Genomic DNA, 20014 nt, shown 5'->3' on the forward strand with positions numbered 1-20014 from the left:
ATAATTTACGATTTTCACCGTGAAAAGTTTCAGCTTTCAAAAAAGCAGGATGCCCAAAGTATGCCTCTGCTTTTACAATATATATCGTCAAATTGTTTCATTGGTAAAGGATTTTTTCCTTTGCCGAGTTCAACAGTATATCCTTCTCTTCCGAAAAAATGAATAAACCAATCTCTAAATCCTGCATAGCTGTCTATATATCTGACGCCCTTATAACCGCTCAGGCGCTCAAATGTTTGGATCACATCGGCTGATTCAGGAGGCTCCAGCCCCTTGTACCCCCAATAAATTTCCTCTCCCTGTGTGTGAAGCGCCACAAGCCGATCAGGCGGCTCGTTTGCGATTAAATCCCTCATCGCTGCCGCTTCCGGTTCTGTCAGCGGTTCATCTCCGGGGTAGTCCCTGTAGGAAGGGGATTTGGGCGGTTTTCTCTGTTTTTCGATCTCCCAAAAAGACGGAAACTGATTATTTAAATCCACTCCGTTTATATTGGCTTTCCATTCCCGGAAATCCGGTTGATGCTCATTCATCTCATCCAGTGCTTCCCGCGCTATCCCAAGATGACCGGGACCGTTAAGCACAAGATCAACCCCGTCGGGATTAACGATCGGCACGACGGAAAGCTTTGTTGATGAAAAAATGTCAAGCGGTGAAAAACCTAAAGCGGACCGGCCTGTACATAAATGATAACAATATTCTTTGAGCCATTTCATCAAAACAGAAGTGGTGATCCATTCATTGGCATGAAAAGAAGCATTCATATGCGTTTTTTTTTCGGCATTTTCAGCTCCGAGAAGCAGTTCGTATATAGGCTGGCCCATGCTTGAGCGACCGATGATGCGGGAAGTAACAAACGGAAAGCACTCCGTCAATCTGTCAATTTCCTTTTTCAGTACTGCTGAATCGTAAGCGACTGTTTTTGTCAGCCACTGTTCATCTTCAAGTGTGTATTGATTCACCAATAATTGCAGCTGTTCATATGTTTCGGCTGCTGGAACGTTTTTTCCTGCTTGAAAAGACGCTCCCGGAAAATAAAATTCGTCCGCGGCTGCATTCGCGTTTGCGCTGATTAAAAGCAGTTCGGGTATGTTCAGGATATTAGACAATCTTTCCATATTCTGCTTTAACTCCGGTTTGATGTTGATGAATGCCATCAATGATCCCTCCCACAATAGCATATGATGAAGGCTCGTTTAAAAACTCTCCCGGTTCGCTTAAAAAACGCTTTTTCAATAAGGTTTCAGCCCGCAAAAAAACTTCCGCCCAAATAGGCGGAAGTTCATCTATTATTTCGCTAAGCTTTCTGTAATAAAGTCAAGCTGGCCCTCTAATGAAATCGGATCGGAAAAGTAGAAGCCGACAGGGTCGATTTTATAGACATGTTGATTTTTGACCGCGCCAAGGTTCTTCCAAATGGAGGTATTAAGCACGGCGCTGTCGTCTCCGCTTGATTCCCAGGGCCCTATAAATATATAGTCTCCGGCGAATTCAGGCAGCTTTTCTAATGAAATGCTCGTGTAGCCCGGCCCTTCGTCGATTGCTTTTTCCTTCGTCAGCTTTGTCGCCTTTAAGCCGAGATCTTGATAAACAATGCTTCCTCCCCTTCCGAATTGATCGCCGAATACAAAGATTTCTTTGCCATTCGTTTGCATAATGGAAACCGTTTTGTCCCCGACCGCTTTTTGAATTTTTGATTTTGCCGCGGCAACTTTTTTGTCCCATTCAGCCAGCCATTTCTCCGCTCGATCTTCAGTACCTGTCATTTTTGCGAAATCCTTCAGCCGTTCAGTGTTATTCAAGCTGTCATATTTCAAAGCGACCGTCGGAGCGATTTTTTCCAGCTTTTCGATATCAGCGCCTTGGGTCGTCCATACGACAATCAGGTCCGGTTTTAATTGAATAACCTTTTCAGCGGAATTTCCTTCACCAATGTTTGTCACACCCTCGGTTTTCCCCTTGAAATAAGGATTTTTGAATACCCTGTCAGGGGCACCCACTACATTGAGACCGAGTGTCTTGAAATAGCCGAAATAATCGTCAGCCATGACAACCACCCGTTTCGGATGCTTCGGAACTTTAACCGTTCCGTTTTCAGCCTTGTATGTAATCGTTTCTTCGCTTTTTGATTGAGAAGACGAATCTTTGCTCTCCGTTTGATTACCGCATGCTGTCAATGCTGCGATCAATAATAGTACAAAGCATGCTCCAGCGAGCGTCTTTCCTTTCATATTCACCTTTCATACCTTCTTTCTGGTTTGAATATCGATAAAGAGAATCATTATCAATTATATCATAACCGGCATCGGCTTGGATCATGATTTTTATGACGGACTCTTGTCATTAAAAACAGGCCGGAACGATATCCGGCCTGCTGCATCAGCTTTCTCCGCCAAAAGAAAAGCTTACTCGTCTTTCGGCTTGGCGTCAGATTGCTTTTTTAAGCGCTCGCTGTCATAAAACCTCAGCAAGTCGCCATAAATGATTTGATCTGAATATGAAAGCTCCTGTTTCGCTTTTTCAATGTACGGCTCACAGCCTTTTTTATCTTTAGACGGCTCTCCTATCGATTTATCATAGCATATGCCGTCTGTGTATACTTTGTCTTTCGTAATAAAGCTGCCGTCGCGAAGCACTGTAAACTCCGTTTTGTCTTTGGCAAACAGGTCGTTTCCAAACTGGATCTGATCGCTCGAATCGATTCCGAGAAGGTTCAGTACAGTCGGCCGAATATCGATTTGGCCGCCGACGGTGTCAATGGCTTTCGGCTCTTTATCCGTCACTCCCGGAATGTGGATCACAAGCGGGACTCTTTGAAGCTGCACTTCCTCAAACGGGGTTACTTCTCTGCCGAGGAATTGGCTCATCGCTTCGTTATGGTTTTCGGAAATCCCGTAATGGTCACCGTATAACACGATAACAGAATTATCGTAGAGGCCGTCTTCTTTCAGCTTTTCAATAAAACGTTTAAGCGCTTCATCCTGATAGCGGACGGTCGGGAAATATCTGTTTAACGTACGGCTTTTTGAATCAAATTCATCGATCAGTTTATCTTCCTCATCCAGCTCAAACGGAAAATGGTTTGTCAGCGTGATCAGGCGGGTATAAAACGGCTGAGGCATTTCTTTCATCAGCTCTGATGTTTGTTCAAAGAATTCCTTATCTTTCAGTCCCCAGCCCACTGAGTTTTCTTCGTTTACATCATAGGAATTGATATCGTAAAACTTATCGTATTTAAACGTATCGTACATAATATCCCGATTCCAGAAGCTTTTGTTGTTCGCATGGAAAATCGAGGAATAATAGCCGTGGTTTTTCAATATTTCAGGCATTGCCGTATATTCGTTTCCTGCATTCGTAAAGAAGACCGCTCCTCTTCCAAGAGGATAGAGAGAGTTGTCAACGATGAATTCGGAATCTGCCGTTTTGCCTTGGCCTGTCTGATGATAGAAATTCTCGAAGCTGTAGCTTTTCTTTATCAGGTCGTTTAAATAAGGCGTAATCTCTTTGCCGTTTAACTTTTGGTTCACGACAAAGCTTTGGGTGGATTCCAGGGAAACGAGGATCACATTTCGACCCTTGGCGATCCCGGCCAGGTTCTGATTGGTGTCCGTGCGGTTTGCGTTGACATAGTTTTCAATCTCCGTGAGGCTGTTGCTGTCGGCCAGCGCACGCTGTGCAGACTGCTTTGACTGGATCAGCCCGTCATAGATATGGAAGTTGTAAAGACTGATATTCTTCACAAGAACTTCCCTGTCAAACGATCTTGTCAAAAGCTGCGGTCTTTCTGTTTCAGAAATCCCTAAATTGAAAAAGAAAACGGCAGCGACAAATAGATAGTAAGCCGCGCGTTCCTTTCTTGTCGCCTTTCCGCCTGTTTTGGCAGGCTGGCGCTTGTACAGCCAAATTAAAATGGCAATGTCGACGACGAGGAGCAAATCGGTCGGCATAAACAAAGAGTTGATACTGCTTCCCAAATCACCCATATTATTCGTCTGGAACAATACAGGAATCGTTAAAAAGTCGTTGTAAAAACGGTAGAAGATCATATTCGCAAGCAAGACAAACGTCAGGACGATACTTGCCCCGATAATAAACCGGTTCCTGTTTTTTTCTTTGAAAAACAGGCCGATTCCGAATATAAACAGCAAAAAGCTTAAAGGATTGATGAACAATATAAACTCTTGCATGAAGTTTTCAATTTTAATGTTGAAGCTTGTTTTGTAGACGACATACGTTTTCAGCCACATCAGCAATGTCGCAATTAACAAAAACGAAATTTTTGAAAAAAATGACTTTCGCATTCGAAACCTCCCTATGCAGCAAGACGCATGTTTCCGCAAACTGAATTTCCACATATTGTTTTATTTTAGAAAAATCGCTAAAATTACTAAATCATATCTTAACCTGTCTGTACAAAAAAATCAATCATTTTTCACATTGGCTTAAAAGTGTTAACAATGCTGCAAAGCGGTCCGAAAATGCTTATAAAACAGGCTCCGCCTGGCTTTTCAGCCATTGGTTTTTGGCGATCCATGCGCCGCCGATCACGCCTGCGTCGTTTCCAAGTGAAGCGATTACGATCTCAGCCGCCTCGCCGGCCCGCGGGAATACGAAGCGGTTGAAAGATTGTTCAACTTTGGAGCGCAGGATTTCTCCTGCTTTTGAGACGCCTCCGCCAATTACGATTTTCGAAGGATTGAGCGAGCTCGCCAAGTTGCCGAGGACCATTCCTAAATGACCCGCCACATAATCGACGACTTCGCAAGCAACCGGATCATTTTCCCGGGCCGCTTCAAAAATATCGCGCGCCGTGATATCCGGACATGCACGCAAGTCTGTATCTAGATGACCGGATTCTATTTTTTCTTTGGCAATCCTGACGATGCCCGTAGCCGAAGCGATCGTTTCGATACAGCCGCTTTTCCCGCAGTTGCACGGCGCTCCTCCTTCAGGAACTGAACAGATGTGGCCGATTTCTCCGCCTGCACCGTTTTGCCCGCGGACGATTTCTCCGTTTACAATAATGCCGCCTCCGACACCCGTTCCCAACGTGACAAGAATCAAATCCTTTGCGCCGTCTCCCGCTCCTTTCCACATTTCGCCGAGAGCCGCGATGTTCGCGTCATTTTCAATGACCGCCGCTAATCCTGTCTCTGCTTCAAGGTGGTCTTTTAACGGATAGTTCTCCCAGCCCATGTTCGTCGTTTTATAAACGATGCCGGTCTCCGTATTGACGGGGCCCGGAGCGCCCATGCCGATCCATTTTAAGATGTGCTTCGGTTTGCCGAGCTCTTTCAATTTTCCGTCGATGGCTTTTGCGATGCTTACCGTAACCGTTTCCCCCGATTTATCGGTCGGAATTTCCCACTTGTGCAGGATTTCACCATAAGCGCTTACAAAAGCGAGCTTTACCGTTGTTCCTCCAAGGTCGACTCCGACCAGCCAGCTGTCATTCATTTTGCTCCCCCTCTAATCCCTGTTTTATTTTCTCTTTACTTTTGTGAGTTCATTCTGCAAAATTGAAACGCCTTTAAGCCACTGTTCTTTTTCTATCAGATTCGAAAGAAACATTTCTTTCAGTTCGTCCATCATATATTCAAGTTCAAGTTCGCGATCTCCAAAATAAACATAACATCCAAACTGTTTCAGCAACAGCTGTACATCATAGGCTGTTTTCATTTTATTTCACCATTCTTTAAAGGTCTAACATTAGAGTATTCATAAAGCTGTCCGGCGTCAAGCAAAAAAAAAGCCTGTTTTCCTGAAGGAAAACAGACATTCAGCGGTCTGGATCCTGGGGATCCAAAAATACGGGCCTTCTATTTTTCAGCGGCATTGGCGTTCGAATCGCGATATCTCGAAAGGCTCTGTAGTCAAAGGGGATAAACGGCCATAAATACGGCACATGAAACGACTTCATTCTGACCAGATAAATCACCCAGCAGAAGATCGCGATGACAAAGCCGATCGGTCCGAATGCGCCGGCCGCGATCAGGAGAACGATTCTTGCCAGCCTGTTCGCTATGCTCAGCTCATAGCTCGGCGTAGCAAACGTGCCGATAGCCGCAACAGCGAGATACAAGACGACTTCATGCGAGAAAAGTCCGACCTGCACCGCCACTTCTCCGATCATTAAAGCAGCTACAAGTCCGAGAGCCGTAGCCAGAGACGACGGGGTGTGGATTGCAGCCATCCGCATCATGTCGACGCCTATTTCAATTATGATGAATTGCGCAAGCAGCGGAAGGGCCCCTTTTTTTTCAGGCCCTATATATTGAAGGGCGTCCGGCAAAAGATCGGGATGGACAGAGAGCAAAAACCACAGCGGCAGCAAAAAGATCGATGCCAACACAGATATAAAACGGACCACTCGCAAATAGGCGCCTGCAAGCGGTTTGTTTCTGTACTCTTCGGCATGCTGCAGATGGTGCCAAAAAGTAACAGGGGTAATCAGCGCGCTTGGCGAACCGTCCACAAAGACGAGAATGTGGCCTTCGTACAAATGAACGGCCGCAGTATCAGGCCTTTCTGTATAGCGGACCGTCGGATAAGGATTCCAATGACGGCCGCCGATATATTCTTCCAGTGTCTTTTCCGCCATTGTCAAAGCGTCCGTATCGATCGCTTCAAGCGATTGCTTCAGCTTTTTTACACTTTCCAAATCAGCGATATCTTCCAAATAGCAGATGACAACATCTGTTTTGCTTCTTCTGCCGACCTGAAGGAACTCCATTCTGAGGGACCGGTCGCGGATTCTTCTTCTCGTCAGTGCGGTGTTGAACACGATCGTTTCGACGAAGCCGTCTCTTGAACCTCTGACGACACGTTCATTGTCGGGTTCCTCCGGGTTTCTTGCCGGGTATGTCCGCGCATCGATAATAATGGCATGGTCCACCCCGTCGACAAGGAGAACGGCCGGCCCGGACAGCACCTGGGCGGCTGCTTTGTCGAGGTCGTCTTCCGTATCAATTTCGATGTATGGGATGTACGTTTTGATCAGCTTCTCAAGCGGATCGTCTTCCAGAGTTTCGGGGGTGAGCCTTGAGAGATTCTTAAGCAAGTGGTGCATAATATCATCTTTTACAAAGCCGTCGACAAGATAAAGCGACATGTCTCTATCAGCATAAACAACATCAAGCCGGATCATATCGAAGCTTTTGTCGACCCCCAGCTTTTCATTTAAATATTCAACATTTTTCGCTAAATTTTTTTGGACCGCATGCTTTTTTTCCATTGTATATTAAAAGCTCCCGTCAAATGAGTCTATACTAAAGACCATTTTTAACATAACGGAAGCTTTTCATACTTGGTTACCGGGCGGTTTCTTTCTTAAGTTCGTCCCGAAACGCTTTATACATCTCTTCATCAGGCTTTTCTGCCAACGCTCTTTCAACAGACTGTTCGGCTTTGGCGAACTCGCCTTTTTGAGCATAGAGCCTGGCAAGATTATAGAGTGAGGCGTGATCTGATGGATCTTTTTCAACGACGGCCTCGAACCTTTTCTCAGCGTTTTCAAACTCGCCGAGCTGAAATTCGGAATAAGCGAGCAGCTTTAAAGTGTCGCTGGAAGCGTCCTGCTTTGAGCCCGCTTCCTGCAAGGCATCTTTTACCTTTTCATAGTCTCCCTCTTCATACCATTTCGCCGCCTGATGCAGCATGGCATTTTCCTGCATCGAAGCTGAATGTGTCCCAATGTACAGAGCGCCTCCTCCGATGACAAAGATGAGAACCCAGCCTGTCAGCCGCTGGAGTGGTCTTTTTTTCCCGGGGATTCCGACTGCCAAGGCCGTCAGAAGTCCGCCGATCAATCCGCCGATATGGCCGGCATTGTCAACATTTGAAATCGTGAAACCGAGGCCGAGGTTCAGAATGATAATCACAATGATATTTGTTCCAATCGTTTTTAAGAAAGCTTTCCGATTTGAAAAAGCCAGATACAAAAGTGCTCCCAAACAACCGAAGATGGCTCCCGAAGCCCCTGCGGACGGATACGGGCTGAACAGAAAGCTGCCGATCGATCCAAAAATTCCGGCTGATATGTATATGACAAGAAAGCGGAATGATCCAAACACCCTTTCTGCCGCGGCTCCGACAGACAGCAATGCAAATGTATTGAACATGAGGTGGACCAATCCGATATGAAGAACGATCGGCGTGACAAGCCGCCACCATTCCCCTGCTAACAGGAGGCTGTTTTCCTTCGCACCGAACCGGATGAGCGTGTCGGTATTCTGACTGCCGCCCGACATTTCCAGAAGCAGAAACATGAAGACTTGAAGCACTGCAAAAATCCAGGTAAACATCGGTTTGCCTTTCTCAAATACAGCCGCTTCCCGCCGCCTTTCTTCTTCTCTTGCTTTAGCCGCTGCTAATACTTCGGCTCTCTTCTCTTCCACATTCTCGTATCCGGCATCGTGCATGTGGCCTGTCAGCTCATCCGGCCCCATGTTTAAAGCAACGGCGAGTTTGCGGAAGCCTTCTTCAGCCGAAGCGTGCTCAATAAAAACCGGCACGATGCTGATCCGTTTATCTGCGACCGGATGACTGACAACATCTTCCCACTCATCTACAGGTGCTTCCTGTGACAAATAGACGTTTAATATCGAGAGCTTTCGCTGCCTTGATGCTGCTCTCAGGCGCTCCGCTCTTTCATAAAGAGATTCCAAGTCACCGACGAGATCCTGTCTGAAATCGATATCCTTCCGAAAAACGCGAACCAAATCATACGGCGCGCTCCCCCTTGCTTCAAGCCAGGCTTCTCCGAATGAAGCTGGTGCCTGCACAAGCTCAAAATCCCTGTCTAAGAGGTTCCCGATGAAATTCCAATACAAATAATCGATTGAATACATACCGACGCTCCACAATTGTTTTTGTCCATTATAACAGGAAACGCGTCATTCTGCGCCTTTTAAGCGCTTTAAAAAAATCCCGTTTTTAAACGGGATTCAGAAAGCCTGCTGTATAAACTTATTGCGAAAAAACGGAATTCTCATCATCAAATGGATAAAATAGTGGCGGATCTGGTTTTGACCAAGAATGAAATTGATGACACGATAACGATTTTGAAAAAACACAAGGGCGGCAATGACGCCTACTGCAATGAATGTAACTTTTCTCATATGATCCCTCCTATAACCGTATCGTGTCTCATTTTTTAATAATTATTCAGCAGACCCGCTGCAGGTGTAAACGGCGTCTTCGGTAAAAATTTGCTCAACCGGAATGTCGTGCGGCTCCTTTGGGACATGATCGATCACTTGGCACTCGAAAGCCAGCGATGCGGTATCTTTTGTGAAACCGGCCAGGTATCTGTCATAATAGCCGCCTCCATAGCCGATTCTGTATCCTGTCCGGTCATAGCAAATTCCCGGCACAAGGATGAAATCGATGTCTTCAGGCTCCATCCGCCCGGTTTTGTGCACGATCGGTTCCTGCAGGCCAAAATACACAACTTCAAGATCGCTTTCATCCTGAAAGCTGCGAAAGTGCATCTCTTTTGTATCAGGCATACATTTCGGAATGCACACCGTTTTTCCTTCAAGCCGTGCCTGTTCGATAATCGGTTCTGTCGGAACTTCGCGATTTCTGGATATCGTAAGGGCAATGCCAGACGCTTTTTTCCACTGTTTGGATTGAAAAAGCTTCCGGTGAATCGCTTCCGCCTTTAGAAGAAACTCCTGTTCCGGCATGTTTGCAAGCCTCTTTCTGACCTCATTTCGTAAAGAACGCTTCACATCTCTTTCCCCCTTAAAAACAGAAAAACAGCAGGAAAATCCCTGCTGCTTACTTTGTTTCGCGGTGTAATGTTGATTTTTTGTCACGTGGGCAATACTTTTTGAATTCAACGCGATCTGGATTGTTACGCTTGTTCTTTGTAGAAATATAGTTACGCTCGCCGCATTCAGTGCAAGCTAAAGTAATATTAACGCGCATTTATTTTTCCCTCCAAACTATATATCATTTCTGTTCAGACTTATCTATAATACCACTTATGATGCCGGAATGCCAGGCGTTTTTTTTAGTTTGTCACGGTTTGTTAAAAAGACGTGTGATACACATGTTGCAAAAACACATTTTTGATATATCCAGGATCATGCAAATCCAATATATAAGCCTCTGCCGTTTGCCCGACCTTGAGCAGCTGCTCCTTATCGCGGACAATTTCTGCAAGCGCATATGCAGCTTTATCCGGATGATTAAAATCAATCTGAAAGCCGGTCACCCGATCGATGACGAAATCGTTCCATCCCCCGTTGGTTCCGACGGCGACGGCAACGCCGGCTGCCATGCTATCTTGAGCAGCGATGCCGAACGGCTCATAACAACTTGGGAAAACAGCCATTTCACAAAATGCCAGCCAGCTCTCTCTTTCTTCTTCACAAAGGAAAGGAAGAATTGTCACACTTTCCTTAATGCCCAATTCTCTTGCCTTGGTCTGGATCCCGCTTTGAAGCGGTCCTTCCCCGGCAATGACAAGTTCAAGATCGGGCTGCCGTTTGCGAAGCTGCTGAAAGGCGTGCAGCCATTCGATAAACCCTTTTTCCGGAACAAACCTTCCGCAGGAAAAAAAGTACGGCGCACTTTTCATTCGTTTTTTCACCGTGCGGCTTTTTATGCACGGATGGGGAATGACGCGGACTTGCTCGAAAGGAAGCGAAAACGCCTTTTGCATGTCTGTCTTCATCATGCTGCTCAGCACGAGAATTTGATCGCTTTTTTCAGCCAGAAGCCGTTCGAGGCTTGCTCTGTATGGGTGGACATTCTCGCCTGCTGCCGTTTTCCGGCCGCTTTCAAGGCCGTGTACCGTGGAAATCAGCGGAAGAGCCAGCACCTCGCTGAGATAAACGGCGGCAGGCGCGGTGATATCATCATTTGCATGGATAAAATTAAATTGTCCTTTATACGCCAGCACGGTTTTGATCATCTGAAAATTCATGGCGGCCACCGCCTCTTCAAAAGAAGCGAACGCTTTTAAATCAAGCGGAATCTCAAGCGTTTTCCATCCATGGCTGTTTTGCCCGGCAGCCGTCGTGCAGACGGTAAAGCTGACTTCGTTCCGCAATAGTTCAAGGTGACTTTTCACATAGCGCCCCGCTCCGCTTTTCAATAAAAGAGGATTTTCCAGCGACAGCAGCAATACGTTGATCAACGGAAACGCTCCTTTCCTTCTATTAAAGAATAACTCGTGTACGCGGAAAATTGAGTCGTCCAATCCTGCTGATTGTCGTGACAGAGAAAACAGCTGTTTGAATGGATTCCGTTTTCCCCAAGGTAGAAGCAGCCGGAGGTGAGAACGGCCAGTGACATGTTGAGCGAATTGTATATTCGGTATTCCGCTTTGTAGAACGCATTGCCTGCAGCGGGAAAAACCGAGGCTTCCCCTTTAAATGCACCGGTATGGATCGTCCGTACGCTGCGCTCTCCGTTTTTTACGCAAAAGAGAAGAACTTGCTTTTCGACGTCTTTAATATTTTCAAACAGCACCGCTTCAGCTGCCGAAAGCGCAGCATCTGAGATTTCCCAGCTCAGCCGAACGGTTTCATGATCCGGCGAAGATATTTTTAAAATATCGTTACAAAACAAAGATTCGCTTCGAATACTATGTTGAAAAGGTTTTTTCGAGATGATTATCCTTTTCACCGTGCGCCCTCCCGTTAAGCCCTGTTATGTATTTATCCTATTGGAAATGGCCCCGCAGGCGCAACGAAAATAAAATTCTTCGACAAAATTTTTATTTTTTGCATTAACTCCTTTTGAAGCAAGCGTTTTTATGGTATAAAAAAGAAGGAGAAAATTAGAATTGAAGGTGATGAACGTGGAAATTGCTATCATTGCGCTGCTCGTTGTCAGCATTGCGCTGATTGCATTCTCATATTTTCAAAGAGAACCGATCAAGGAAGTTGAACAGGAGTTGGAAACCCTTCAGCTGTCCGCCATGCAGGAAATCTATAAATTGAAAAAGAAGATGACCGTGCTTGAGGAAGAGCTCCTCGATTCAAATGTGGTCGTCCGCAGACCAAATGCCGGCATCAGCCAGCATATTGCGAAGCAGATTCTTTCAAAATACCAAAACGGCATGTCTGTAGACGCCATCGCTAAAGCTGAGCACGTATCTGTCGAAGATGTGAAAGCGATCATTAAAGACAATGAGAGGGTGCTTGTATGACCAGACAAAGTGTACAAGCATTTGCCGGAGGAATGATTTTGGCTACCGCCGTTCTTGCAGGCGCATTTTATTTGACAGATAACGGAAAAGTTGAAGCTTCTAAAGACGCTCAAAACATCAGCGAAACCGATGTCAAAACCTATTTAAAGGACAACCAGCAGGTTTCGCTGAAACGCGAAGAATACCAGCAGCTGCTCCATTATAAAGAGACCGCTCTGAAGCAGGATGCTTCGTCTCAAAACAAAAAAGAGAAAGTAGCAGAAAAAAAAGATTCCAAGTATAAGCTTGAAATCAAAAGCGGCATGAGCACGGCTGAGATAGCAGACCTCCTTGCAAAAGGAAAAGTCATTTCATCTGCCGATGACTTCAAAGATTATGTAAAAAAGACCGGAAACGAATCTAAAATCCGCGCAGGTAAGTACGAACTGAAGCGCGGTGACAGCTTGAAAAACATCGTCAAAACACTGTCCAAATAAAAAAGCAGGCTGGAACGGGACTGACCCCCGTTTTGAGTCAGGATTTAAAAACACCTTTAAACAACCAATTCCCGATAGTTTACCGGTGATTGGTTGTTTAGTTTTGTTTTAATACGAATATTGTTAAAATAATGAATGTATTTCTTTAACAGTGTGTTCTACGATGGCAGTCGTAGTTCGATCAATGCTGTTAAGATCAAACGTTTCAGACTTTAGTGAGGAATGAAACGATCGGATGGAGGCATTATATTAATAGCTTTCTGATACTCATAAGATGTATACACTTAACCTTGATCGCACAGTAAGCAAGGACCCATATGTAATTTTTACAAGCTGAAGCAGTGCGGGTACAGTTCATAAAAAGGTTGTGGCTCCTGCACCATCTAAGTGTGAGATCATCCCACTTGCAGCTGTACCCATGGAAACAGTGACAACATTCCCCTTTGTCAGCTGTTTAATGCTTTGATTAGAGGTTCAAAGAATCCTGTGTCTTGTAGAATGCAAAAATTAAAGTGACGAAGATAAACATGGTCGCCACTGGCAGTACTTTGATAATCCCTTCTTTAAATATCATTGATGCCAAATCCAGAAATAAGCACCCCTACCAAAGGCACCATGGTCGGACTTGCTTTCCCCAAACCAGTAAACGTTAACATAAGCCCTCCCCCTACAGAAACCGTTTACATACCTATACAATAAAAAAAGATGGAGAACCCATTCGTAGTACGAAGTTGAACTTGTCAAAAAGCAATTCAAATTATTAATTTAAACGATATAAAAAAACATCCATTAAGGACGTTTTTTGATTGAGAATTAAGCAATCAATTTAACCAAAAGAAAGTAACTGTAATTAAAAGTATTAAATATATGGCCGAAAAAATTCTATAAATACCTTTTTTGGTTTGGAAAGGTGGGGATATAAAAGTTACTAAAATGGTCGGGCCAAACAAAGCAATCAAAAAGTACCTATAATCAAAAAAGACAGTACAGATTGATAGTAGTATTGAAAAATAAAATACTATTATAAATGAAGTATTAACTTTACTTTTCGTTTCTTTTTGTTCTTCTTCTGTATGATCATCCAGTAATTTATCTATCTGCTTTTTATTAAAAAACATAAGAGCCTCCTAATGTTAATTTGTTAAGTAAATAAGGCGTTATTAATGCTTCTGTAACAGCAGCAAGTAATGTCAATAAAAAAAGTATAATAACAAAGTACAAAAAATCTTGTAAAAACTGTTTTTTTGAAAAATAAATACCCCTTATCTTCATATACACGTAATCTAACAATTTGAAACCAAGTGCTCCCGACAAAATCATTGCCGGAATCTCAAAAATACCGTGAGGAACCAAAGCAGTTAATATAAATAAGACATCGTTTCCATGGTCAGTGATACTATGTAAAGAAGATAGACCGACTAAGAAGCCATTCAATAGTAATAAGATAGATGTCAAAATTCCAAATGTAAACATTGAAAAAATGAGAAATAAATTTGCTGCAAAATTATGTGTAAAGTAACCTGATACTGTGATATTTTGAACATTATCTTGACTAAGGCTAGGTAGAATATTGTTAAAAATCACACCAAGAACTAAACCCACTATGTAAAAGGAGCTTGCTATATAGAGTATACGCTTATTTCTTTTTATTAATTCCTTCATTTTAGTATCGTATCCATATCCCTTATAATCAAATCTTCAAAATCCTTTATGTCTGTCAGGTGATTATATTCTTTAACTAAAGTACCATTAATCAGTATACCAACCTTATCGCATAGTTGTTGCGCTATGTTTACAAGGTGTGTAGACATGATGACAGTATTTCCCTGTTCAGCATAACGTTTGAGAAAACTTTTCATCATCTTTGTAGTGGGGGGATCAAATGCCCCTAATGGTTCATCTAATATTAATATTTCTGGTTCATGAACTATGGCTCCTGCAACAGATAACTTATGTTTCATACCAAAAGAAAATGTAGATATCATGTCGTTTTCATTATCTTTCAATTTAAATTGACTTAACAAAAGATCTATTCTATCATTTTTAATCTCATAAGGGACTTCTTGTAAATCAGCAACAAACTCAAGGTACTCTCTAGGTGTTAAATAATGATAGATAAAAGGTGCGTCTGGAACGTATCCTATATATTTAAGGTAAGAGGATCTTTCAGATTCCAAGGTTTCTCCTTTGACAGTGATTTTACCTTCGTAAGGTTTCACTATACCAAGGATACATTTTAAAAGAGTTGATTTACCAGCTCCATTTGGTCCAAGTAAGCCGTAAACTTTGCCTTTCTCTATCTTTAAATTAATAGATTCAAGGATCAGTTTATCTTTATATTTGAAAGACACATTTTCAATGTTCATGTTTTCATCTCCCAATTTTTCGTTCCTATTCTTTTAATCCAAAAATAATAAAAGACTCCAATACCTATAACAAATAAAATGGTACCTGTCACAATGATTAAAAAGAATACTCCCCTATTAATAATATTAAAAGTAACGAGAACGCCTGTGATACCATACAACTGAAGGTAAAATGCCAGTAACACTCCGAGAATAGTATGTTCAAAAAATGATGCTTTAACAGATGAACCAATGTCTTCAAAGTTCTCCCAATCTAAACGAGGATAGAGAAATGTTCCAATAATTTGTCCAGCCCCTATGATAAGACTGATGGAGTTAATCATGATGAACAATATAAGCTGCGTCATAATATCTAAGTTGAATAACAATAAGATGAATAAAAATAACGTATTCATTAAAATAAGAATCACAGATAAGTGCAATAAAGATTTTCCTGCGATCAATTTAAAAATAGAAGCACCCGAGCTCTTATAAACGTAAAGGTTCTCACGCTCTGCATCTGCTGAAGTTACGCCAAGTAATCCCTCTCCTAATAAAGATGTATTATAAGTCACAGCAAATAAAATTGGGTAGATAACAAAAATGTCTGAGAAATCAAACCACTTTTGATTTAAACTAAGACCTATCAATACACCTAGTTCTACTGCAATCATATTAATGGAAAGTACCAGTCGTTTTTTTATTGTAAAATTAGCTCTTAATAATGCAGTAAGGTCTTTCTTTAGAATAGCAATATTTTGCCGTGGTAAGGTCTTTTGTAAGAAACTTAAAAAAGGCAACTTGATTGGTTTTAATTTTGGCAAAAGATTATTAGGTACTGCTTCTTTTATAATCAATACTTTCAAAATTAAATGAAAGGTAATAAAGGCGAAAAGGCAACCTAAAGCAATATAACCTATGGAACATAAAAAAAATAAATGTATATCACTTGTTGAAAGTAAAAACCAATTTGTAGGCAGCCAATTGGTGGTTAATATCGTATCTAATTTGAATAGATATATGAAATTGCCAATAGCTTCGAGGAGATCATTTTGATAAAAATAATTAAGTCCAATCCAACCAAGAAAAGTAGTTGAAATGGCAGATATACAGGCAATTCCTATAAGGGATAACAAGCTTTTTAATCGTGAATTTAAAATGTTATGTAGAAATTTAGAATAAACGATGTATGTAAGCGATGAATAAAGACTTGTCAGTCCAACAATAAATATTAGCAGTGATGGAAATGATAACAAAAGATATATACGGTCATGTGTAGAAAAATTTATAAAAAAGAGTATAGGGAATAACACTACTGTTAATTTAAACAGGATGTTTAGAAAAATTGTTGTGAAGAATCTTGATAATAAAATTTTTTTGGGATCCGTTTTTAAAGTATGAAGAAGAAGAAAATCTTCAGGATATACATATCGATGTATGATATCAGTCGATGATTTTAATATATTCAAAACAAAAAAGAGAATGATAAAGTTAGTACCTAGAGTTAGAATATGCTCTGGAACTCCAGTTAAAAGAGTCTGTGAGGCTTTATATAGAATAAATATATACACCAAGAAAAAGGGCGCAAAGACAAATAGAATTTTATTTGATTTAAGTAAATTTTCGCTTGATGGGAAAAAATAAATCAAGCGATTTAAAGTTCGTCTATAGGTTAGTTTAAAGTTTGCAATGAGAACCCTTTTGTTGAGCATGTGTATATTCCTCCTAGAACGAAAATAAGGAGGAGTATAATTATACTCCTCAATCTCTTCCTTTTGAGCATCTTACCATTCAGCAGCATATTTCTTGCCGTATTTTTTAGCTAGCTTTTTCGCTGTAGCTACCATTGCAGCTGTAATTAGACCAGTTCCGCCCAAAACAACAGCCAATAGGCTGAGAATTGTTAATACATCGCCTGTTGTCATAATAACACCGATTGCTACATAGGCTGTTTTTTTACTAATTCCTAGGTTTGTTGCAAGGTCTAAAGCGAACTGATGACCTGAACTAAAGTCAATAGAAGCTAAACCTGCAATACCTTCTGAAGAGCCCATAAGGAAAGTAGCAATGGCAAAGAGAGAAACTACACCTGTAATACTTGCAATTTTAAAAAGATTGCTATTTTTCATCTTGAAATCTCACCTCCTTTCAGTTTATAAAAATAAACTTGTTGAAAAAAGAGAAATAATACCTAAAGACATTGTAATGCTAATGATTATGATGGTTTTTTTATAAGAAATTTGATGTATTACTTTTAAGGCAATACACCCTAGAATAGTAGACCACCAAAAGAAAGGGTCGATAATAATATTCAAGATAATATCTAGCGGCTGTTGAGAATTTGGGTAAATAACTGAAAAGGCGAAATCACTACCTAAAAAGAAAGAAAAAATAATGAGTATTGTAAATTTGATGCCTATAGGTATGATTGAATAAATAAAACTAGGGAAAAATTCTTTGGCTGTAGCGGTCCCGCCAATTAATATCCCAATAATATGTATAATAAAAAAGCTTACAAGAACCATCGAGGTAAATTGAATAATACCTAATACTAATGTAATGATCATAATGAGTGTATTCATATCAGTTGTATAATCAATTCCATTGTCTTGAAATGAATTATTAATCAAGGTAGAGAGTGTTGGGAAGATAGCTAAATAAAAGCCTAAGAACAGAAACAATACAGCTAGGAAGACAAACCAAGAATGACGATAATTCTTATCGCTAGAATACTTGATAGAAAGAAAGTCCTTTGGAGAAAATATGAAATGATGTACGAGAGTAATAAAGTTTTGTTTATTATCCATAAATGCTCCTTATATAAACAAAAGTATTTTTTGGTAATTCTATTAAAAACATATCACCTTTTACAATGTTTGGTCAATATGGGATTTTATTTATTAAGGTAAATTTAAGGTTGAATTGTTTCGTGAAAATCGAAAAGAATGCCTCTGGGACTACCCCCTTTTTTAAAACTTCATTTTGTTGTTTCAGCTAACGACTTTCTGCCTGCATTCAGAAGAATACTCGGGATCCTTTCGATAAGTATATTGTTTTCCAACAGGCTGTTCGAATCAGTGTTTATCCGCAGCCTTATACCACCTGCCCCATGCCTGAACCCGCGCCTTATTCTTGATATTCGATTTCTGCATGATCTCTTTCTTAGGTACGCCTACCAATCTCATTTCTAAAGCCTTCCGTTTGACTTCAACCGGATAATTCACTCTTGTCCCCATAGAAAAAACACCTCCACGTCTTATTTCGGATAACAACTATCCGTTCAACTTTGAAGGTGTTTTTTATTTGTCTCATCTTATGGGACCGGTCCCCTTCGTACCAGCCTGCTTTTTTATTGCCTCCGCTCCGGTGCAAAAAAGGCTGCCGCTTTAAAGCGGCAGCCTCTTTCTCATCCGAACCGGCCTGTAATATAATCTTTTGTCCGATAGTCGTCAGGACTTGAAAACATTTTGACCGTATCGTTGCACTCAATCAGCTCGCCCATGAGGAAAAATGCCGTTTGATCGGAAATTCTCGATGCCTGCTGCATATTGTGCGTGACGATTGCAATCGTGTATTTCTCTTTCAGCTTGAGCATCAGCTCTTCAATTTTCAAAGTCGAAACTGGATCAAGAGCTGATGTCGGTTCATCCATCAAGAGAACGTCCGGATTGGTGGCCAGCGCCCTTGCGATGCAGAGGCGCTGCTGCTGCCCCCCGGAAAGTCCGAGCGCCTGGGAATGAAGGCGGTCTTTCACTTCATCCCACAGCGCCACATCCACAAGCGCTTTTTCCACCCTCTCATTCAATTCCTTTTTGTTTTTCAGTCCATGGATCCTTGGTCCGTATGCGACATTATCAAAAATCGACTGGGGAAACGGATTTCCTTTTTGAAACACCATACCGACTTTCTTCCGCAGCTCAACAAGATCGACTTTGCTGTTGAGTACGTTCGTTCCGTTGTAGCTGATCTCTCCGGTCATTTTGACATTCGGAACCATATTGATCATGAGATTCAGCGTTTTAATGAAGGTCGACTTTCCGCAGCCTGACGGACCGATGATGGCGGTAATTTCGTACTCGGGTATTGTCAAGTTAATGTTCTTTAATGCGTGATGTTCGCCGTACCATAAATTCAAATCATTGATCTGGTACACATCTTTTGGCTTTACGGCTGTTACAGCGCTCATACCGGCCCCTCCTTATCCAAACCTGCCGTTGATGTAATCCTCTGTCTTTTTTTCTGAAGGATTCATAAAGATCTTTTCCGTACGATCGTATTCGATCAAATCTCCGTTAAGGAAAAATGCCGTTTGATCGGAAATTCTTGAAGCTTGCTGCATGTTATGCGTGACAATGATGATCGAGTATTCCTCTTTTAAACCGACGATTAATTCCTCTATTTTCGCATTTGAAATCGGATCGAGCGCTGAAGCAGGCTCATCCAAAAGCAGGACTTCAGGCTTCATCGCGAGCGTCCGGGCGATGCAGAGGCGCTGCTGCTGCCCGCCTGACAGCGAAAAAGCCGACTCATGCAGCCTGTCTTTCACTTCATCCCACAGCGCGGCTTTCCTCAAGCTTTCTTCCACGATCTCATCAAGCACAGATTTACGCCGTTCACCCGCATACTTTAAAGCATGGGTAATGTTGCTGTAAATCGATTTTGGAAAGGGATTCGGCTTCTGAAATACCATTCCGATTTCCCTTCTCAGATTGACGACATTGATATTGGAATCAAGGATGTTAAGTCCTTCATATCGTATTTCTCCGGATGTTCTGGCTGATGGAATCAGATCGTTCATCCGGTTGATGCTTCTTAAAAAAGTTGATTTTCCGCAGCCTGACGGGCCGATCAAAGCCGTAACGGCATGTTTGTCAACATGCATGGAAATGTCGTTGACGGCCCGCTTTTCTCCATAGTAAATATTTAAATTTTTCACTTCTAAAATATGTTCTTTCGCTTCAGGAAACGGAGCGATTCCGATAGTGTCGCGCACGGTTTCCAAAACCGGCATCTGAACCTGAACCATA

22 protein-coding genes and 2 pseudogenes are annotated in these 20014 nt (G+C 42.0%); 2 read left to right on the top strand and 22 right to left on the bottom strand.

Annotated features, from left to right (window positions below; translation table 11 throughout):
• Nucleotides 1–29: 29 nt before the first annotated feature.
• From M1D67_RS13875 to M1D67_RS13930, 12 genes are all read right to left on the bottom strand, one after another.
• Nucleotides 30–1154, bottom strand: a complete 1125-nt coding sequence (locus M1D67_RS13875) for a M14 family metallopeptidase (protein ID WP_479831341.1) — start codon at nucleotides 1152–1154, stop codon at nucleotides 30–32.
• Between the two features lie 132 nt (nucleotides 1155–1286).
• Entirely contained in the window at nucleotides 1287–2228 is a 942-nt protein-coding gene (locus M1D67_RS13880; protein ID WP_033155114.1) for an iron-hydroxamate ABC transporter substrate-binding protein, read from the bottom strand.
• A gap of 174 nt (nucleotides 2229–2402) precedes the next feature.
• On the bottom strand, nucleotides 2403–4301 hold the full coding sequence (locus M1D67_RS13885) for an LTA synthase family protein (protein ID WP_479831342.1): 1899 nt from the start codon (nucleotides 4299–4301) through the stop codon (nucleotides 2403–2405).
• Nucleotides 4302–4482: 181 nt separating this feature from the next.
• Nucleotides 4483–5457 carry an ROK family glucokinase gene (locus M1D67_RS13890; RefSeq protein WP_020452187.1) on the bottom strand — a complete coding sequence of 325 codons (975 nt, stop codon included), beginning with the start codon at nucleotides 5455–5457 and terminating at the stop codon, nucleotides 4483–4485.
• Nucleotides 5458–5481: 24 nt separating this feature from the next.
• Complete coding sequence (locus tag M1D67_RS13895; protein ID WP_020452188.1) at nucleotides 5482–5679, bottom strand: YqgQ family protein; 198 nt, start codon at nucleotides 5677–5679, stop codon at nucleotides 5482–5484.
• Between the two features lie 100 nt (nucleotides 5680–5779).
• Entirely contained in the window at nucleotides 5780–7234 is a 1455-nt protein-coding gene (locus M1D67_RS13900; RefSeq protein WP_023855199.1) for a spore germination protein, read from the bottom strand.
• A 76-nt stretch (nucleotides 7235–7310) separates the two neighbouring features.
• Nucleotides 7311–8849 (bottom strand): rhomboid family intramembrane serine protease, encoded by a 1539-nt coding sequence (locus tag M1D67_RS13905; RefSeq protein ID WP_025811154.1) that lies wholly within the window; start codon nucleotides 8847–8849, stop codon nucleotides 7311–7313.
• Nucleotides 8850–8945: 96 nt separating this feature from the next.
• On the bottom strand, nucleotides 8946–9119 hold the full coding sequence (locus tag M1D67_RS13910; protein WP_020452191.1) for a hypothetical protein: 174 nt from the start codon (nucleotides 9117–9119) through the stop codon (nucleotides 8946–8948).
• 42 nt (nucleotides 9120–9161) lie between these two features.
• The gene (locus M1D67_RS13915) at nucleotides 9162–9734 is read right to left on the bottom strand and encodes a 5-formyltetrahydrofolate cyclo-ligase (RefSeq protein WP_020452192.1); all 573 of its coding nucleotides are present in this window, start codon (nucleotides 9732–9734) and stop codon (nucleotides 9162–9164) included.
• Nucleotides 9735–9783: 49 nt separating this feature from the next.
• A complete protein-coding gene (gene rpmG, locus M1D67_RS13920; RefSeq protein ID WP_003183500.1) occupies nucleotides 9784–9933 on the bottom strand; it encodes a 50S ribosomal protein L33 in 150 nt (49 codons plus the stop codon).
• Between the two features lie 103 nt (nucleotides 9934–10036).
• Nucleotides 10037–11149: a glycosyltransferase family 4 protein gene (locus M1D67_RS13925; RefSeq protein WP_479831343.1), complete on the bottom strand. Its 1113-nt coding sequence runs from the start codon at nucleotides 11147–11149 to the stop codon at nucleotides 10037–10039.
• Nucleotides 11146–11640 carry a hypothetical protein gene (locus M1D67_RS13930; protein WP_145624057.1) on the bottom strand — a complete coding sequence of 165 codons (495 nt, stop codon included), beginning with the start codon at nucleotides 11638–11640 and terminating at the stop codon, nucleotides 11146–11148. Before M1D67_RS13930 ends, M1D67_RS13925 begins: the two co-directional genes overlap by 4 nt.
• A gap of 175 nt (nucleotides 11641–11815) precedes the next feature.
• Between M1D67_RS13930 and M1D67_RS13935 the strand changes: the two genes are divergently transcribed.
• The gene (locus M1D67_RS13935) at nucleotides 11816–12166 is read left to right on the top strand and encodes a hypothetical protein (RefSeq protein WP_011198121.1); all 351 of its coding nucleotides are present in this window, start codon (nucleotides 11816–11818) and stop codon (nucleotides 12164–12166) included.
• Nucleotides 12163–12642 carry an endolytic transglycosylase MltG gene (locus tag M1D67_RS13940; RefSeq protein WP_479831344.1) on the top strand — a complete coding sequence of 160 codons (480 nt, stop codon included), beginning with the start codon at nucleotides 12163–12165 and terminating at the stop codon, nucleotides 12640–12642. Before M1D67_RS13935 ends, M1D67_RS13940 begins: the two co-directional genes overlap by 4 nt.
• A 56-nt stretch (nucleotides 12643–12698) precedes the next feature.
• Here the strand turns inward: M1D67_RS13940 and M1D67_RS13945 are convergent.
• The 10 genes and pseudogenes from M1D67_RS13945 to pstB (M1D67_RS13990) form a co-directional block, all read right to left on the bottom strand.
• Nucleotides 12699–12926, bottom strand: a pseudogene (locus M1D67_RS13945) (IS3 family transposase); the annotation flags it as partial.
• 537 nt (nucleotides 12927–13463) lie between these two features.
• Nucleotides 13464–13760 (bottom strand): hypothetical protein, encoded by a 297-nt coding sequence (locus tag M1D67_RS13950; protein WP_020452196.1) that lies wholly within the window; start codon nucleotides 13758–13760, stop codon nucleotides 13464–13466.
• On the bottom strand, nucleotides 13750–14304 hold the full coding sequence (locus M1D67_RS13955; protein ID WP_020452197.1) for a stage II sporulation protein M: 555 nt from the start codon (nucleotides 14302–14304) through the stop codon (nucleotides 13750–13752). Before M1D67_RS13955 ends, M1D67_RS13950 begins: the two co-directional genes overlap by 11 nt.
• Entirely contained in the window at nucleotides 14301–15008 is a 708-nt protein-coding gene (locus M1D67_RS13960) for an ABC transporter ATP-binding protein (RefSeq protein ID WP_020452198.1), read from the bottom strand. Before M1D67_RS13960 ends, M1D67_RS13955 begins: the two co-directional genes overlap by 4 nt.
• The gene (locus M1D67_RS13965) at nucleotides 15005–16699 is read right to left on the bottom strand and encodes a hypothetical protein (protein WP_020452199.1); all 1695 of its coding nucleotides are present in this window, start codon (nucleotides 16697–16699) and stop codon (nucleotides 15005–15007) included. Before M1D67_RS13965 ends, M1D67_RS13960 begins: the two co-directional genes overlap by 4 nt.
• 72 nt (nucleotides 16700–16771) lie before the next feature.
• Nucleotides 16772–17116 (bottom strand): circular bacteriocin, circularin A/uberolysin family, encoded by a 345-nt coding sequence (locus M1D67_RS13970; RefSeq protein WP_020452200.1) that lies wholly within the window; start codon nucleotides 17114–17116, stop codon nucleotides 16772–16774.
• 24 nt (nucleotides 17117–17140) lie between these two features.
• Nucleotides 17141–17794 (bottom strand): YIP1 family protein, encoded by a 654-nt coding sequence (locus M1D67_RS13975; RefSeq protein ID WP_020452201.1) that lies wholly within the window; start codon nucleotides 17792–17794, stop codon nucleotides 17141–17143.
• A 157-nt stretch (nucleotides 17795–17951) separates the two neighbouring features.
• A pseudogene (locus M1D67_RS13980) lies at nucleotides 17952–18223 on the bottom strand (IS3 family transposase); the annotation flags it as partial.
• A 170-nt stretch (nucleotides 18224–18393) separates the two neighbouring features.
• Nucleotides 18394–19173, bottom strand: a complete 780-nt coding sequence (gene pstB, locus M1D67_RS13985) for a phosphate ABC transporter ATP-binding protein PstB (RefSeq protein WP_023855209.1) — start codon at nucleotides 19171–19173, stop codon at nucleotides 18394–18396.
• A 12-nt stretch (nucleotides 19174–19185) separates the two neighbouring features.
• Nucleotides 19186–19998: a phosphate ABC transporter ATP-binding protein PstB gene (pstB, locus tag M1D67_RS13990; protein ID WP_043054596.1), complete on the bottom strand. Its 813-nt coding sequence runs from the start codon at nucleotides 19996–19998 to the stop codon at nucleotides 19186–19188.
• Nucleotides 19999–20014 lie beyond the last annotated feature (16 nt).

This window comes from Bacillus sp. PK6-025 (assembly GCF_056530265.1).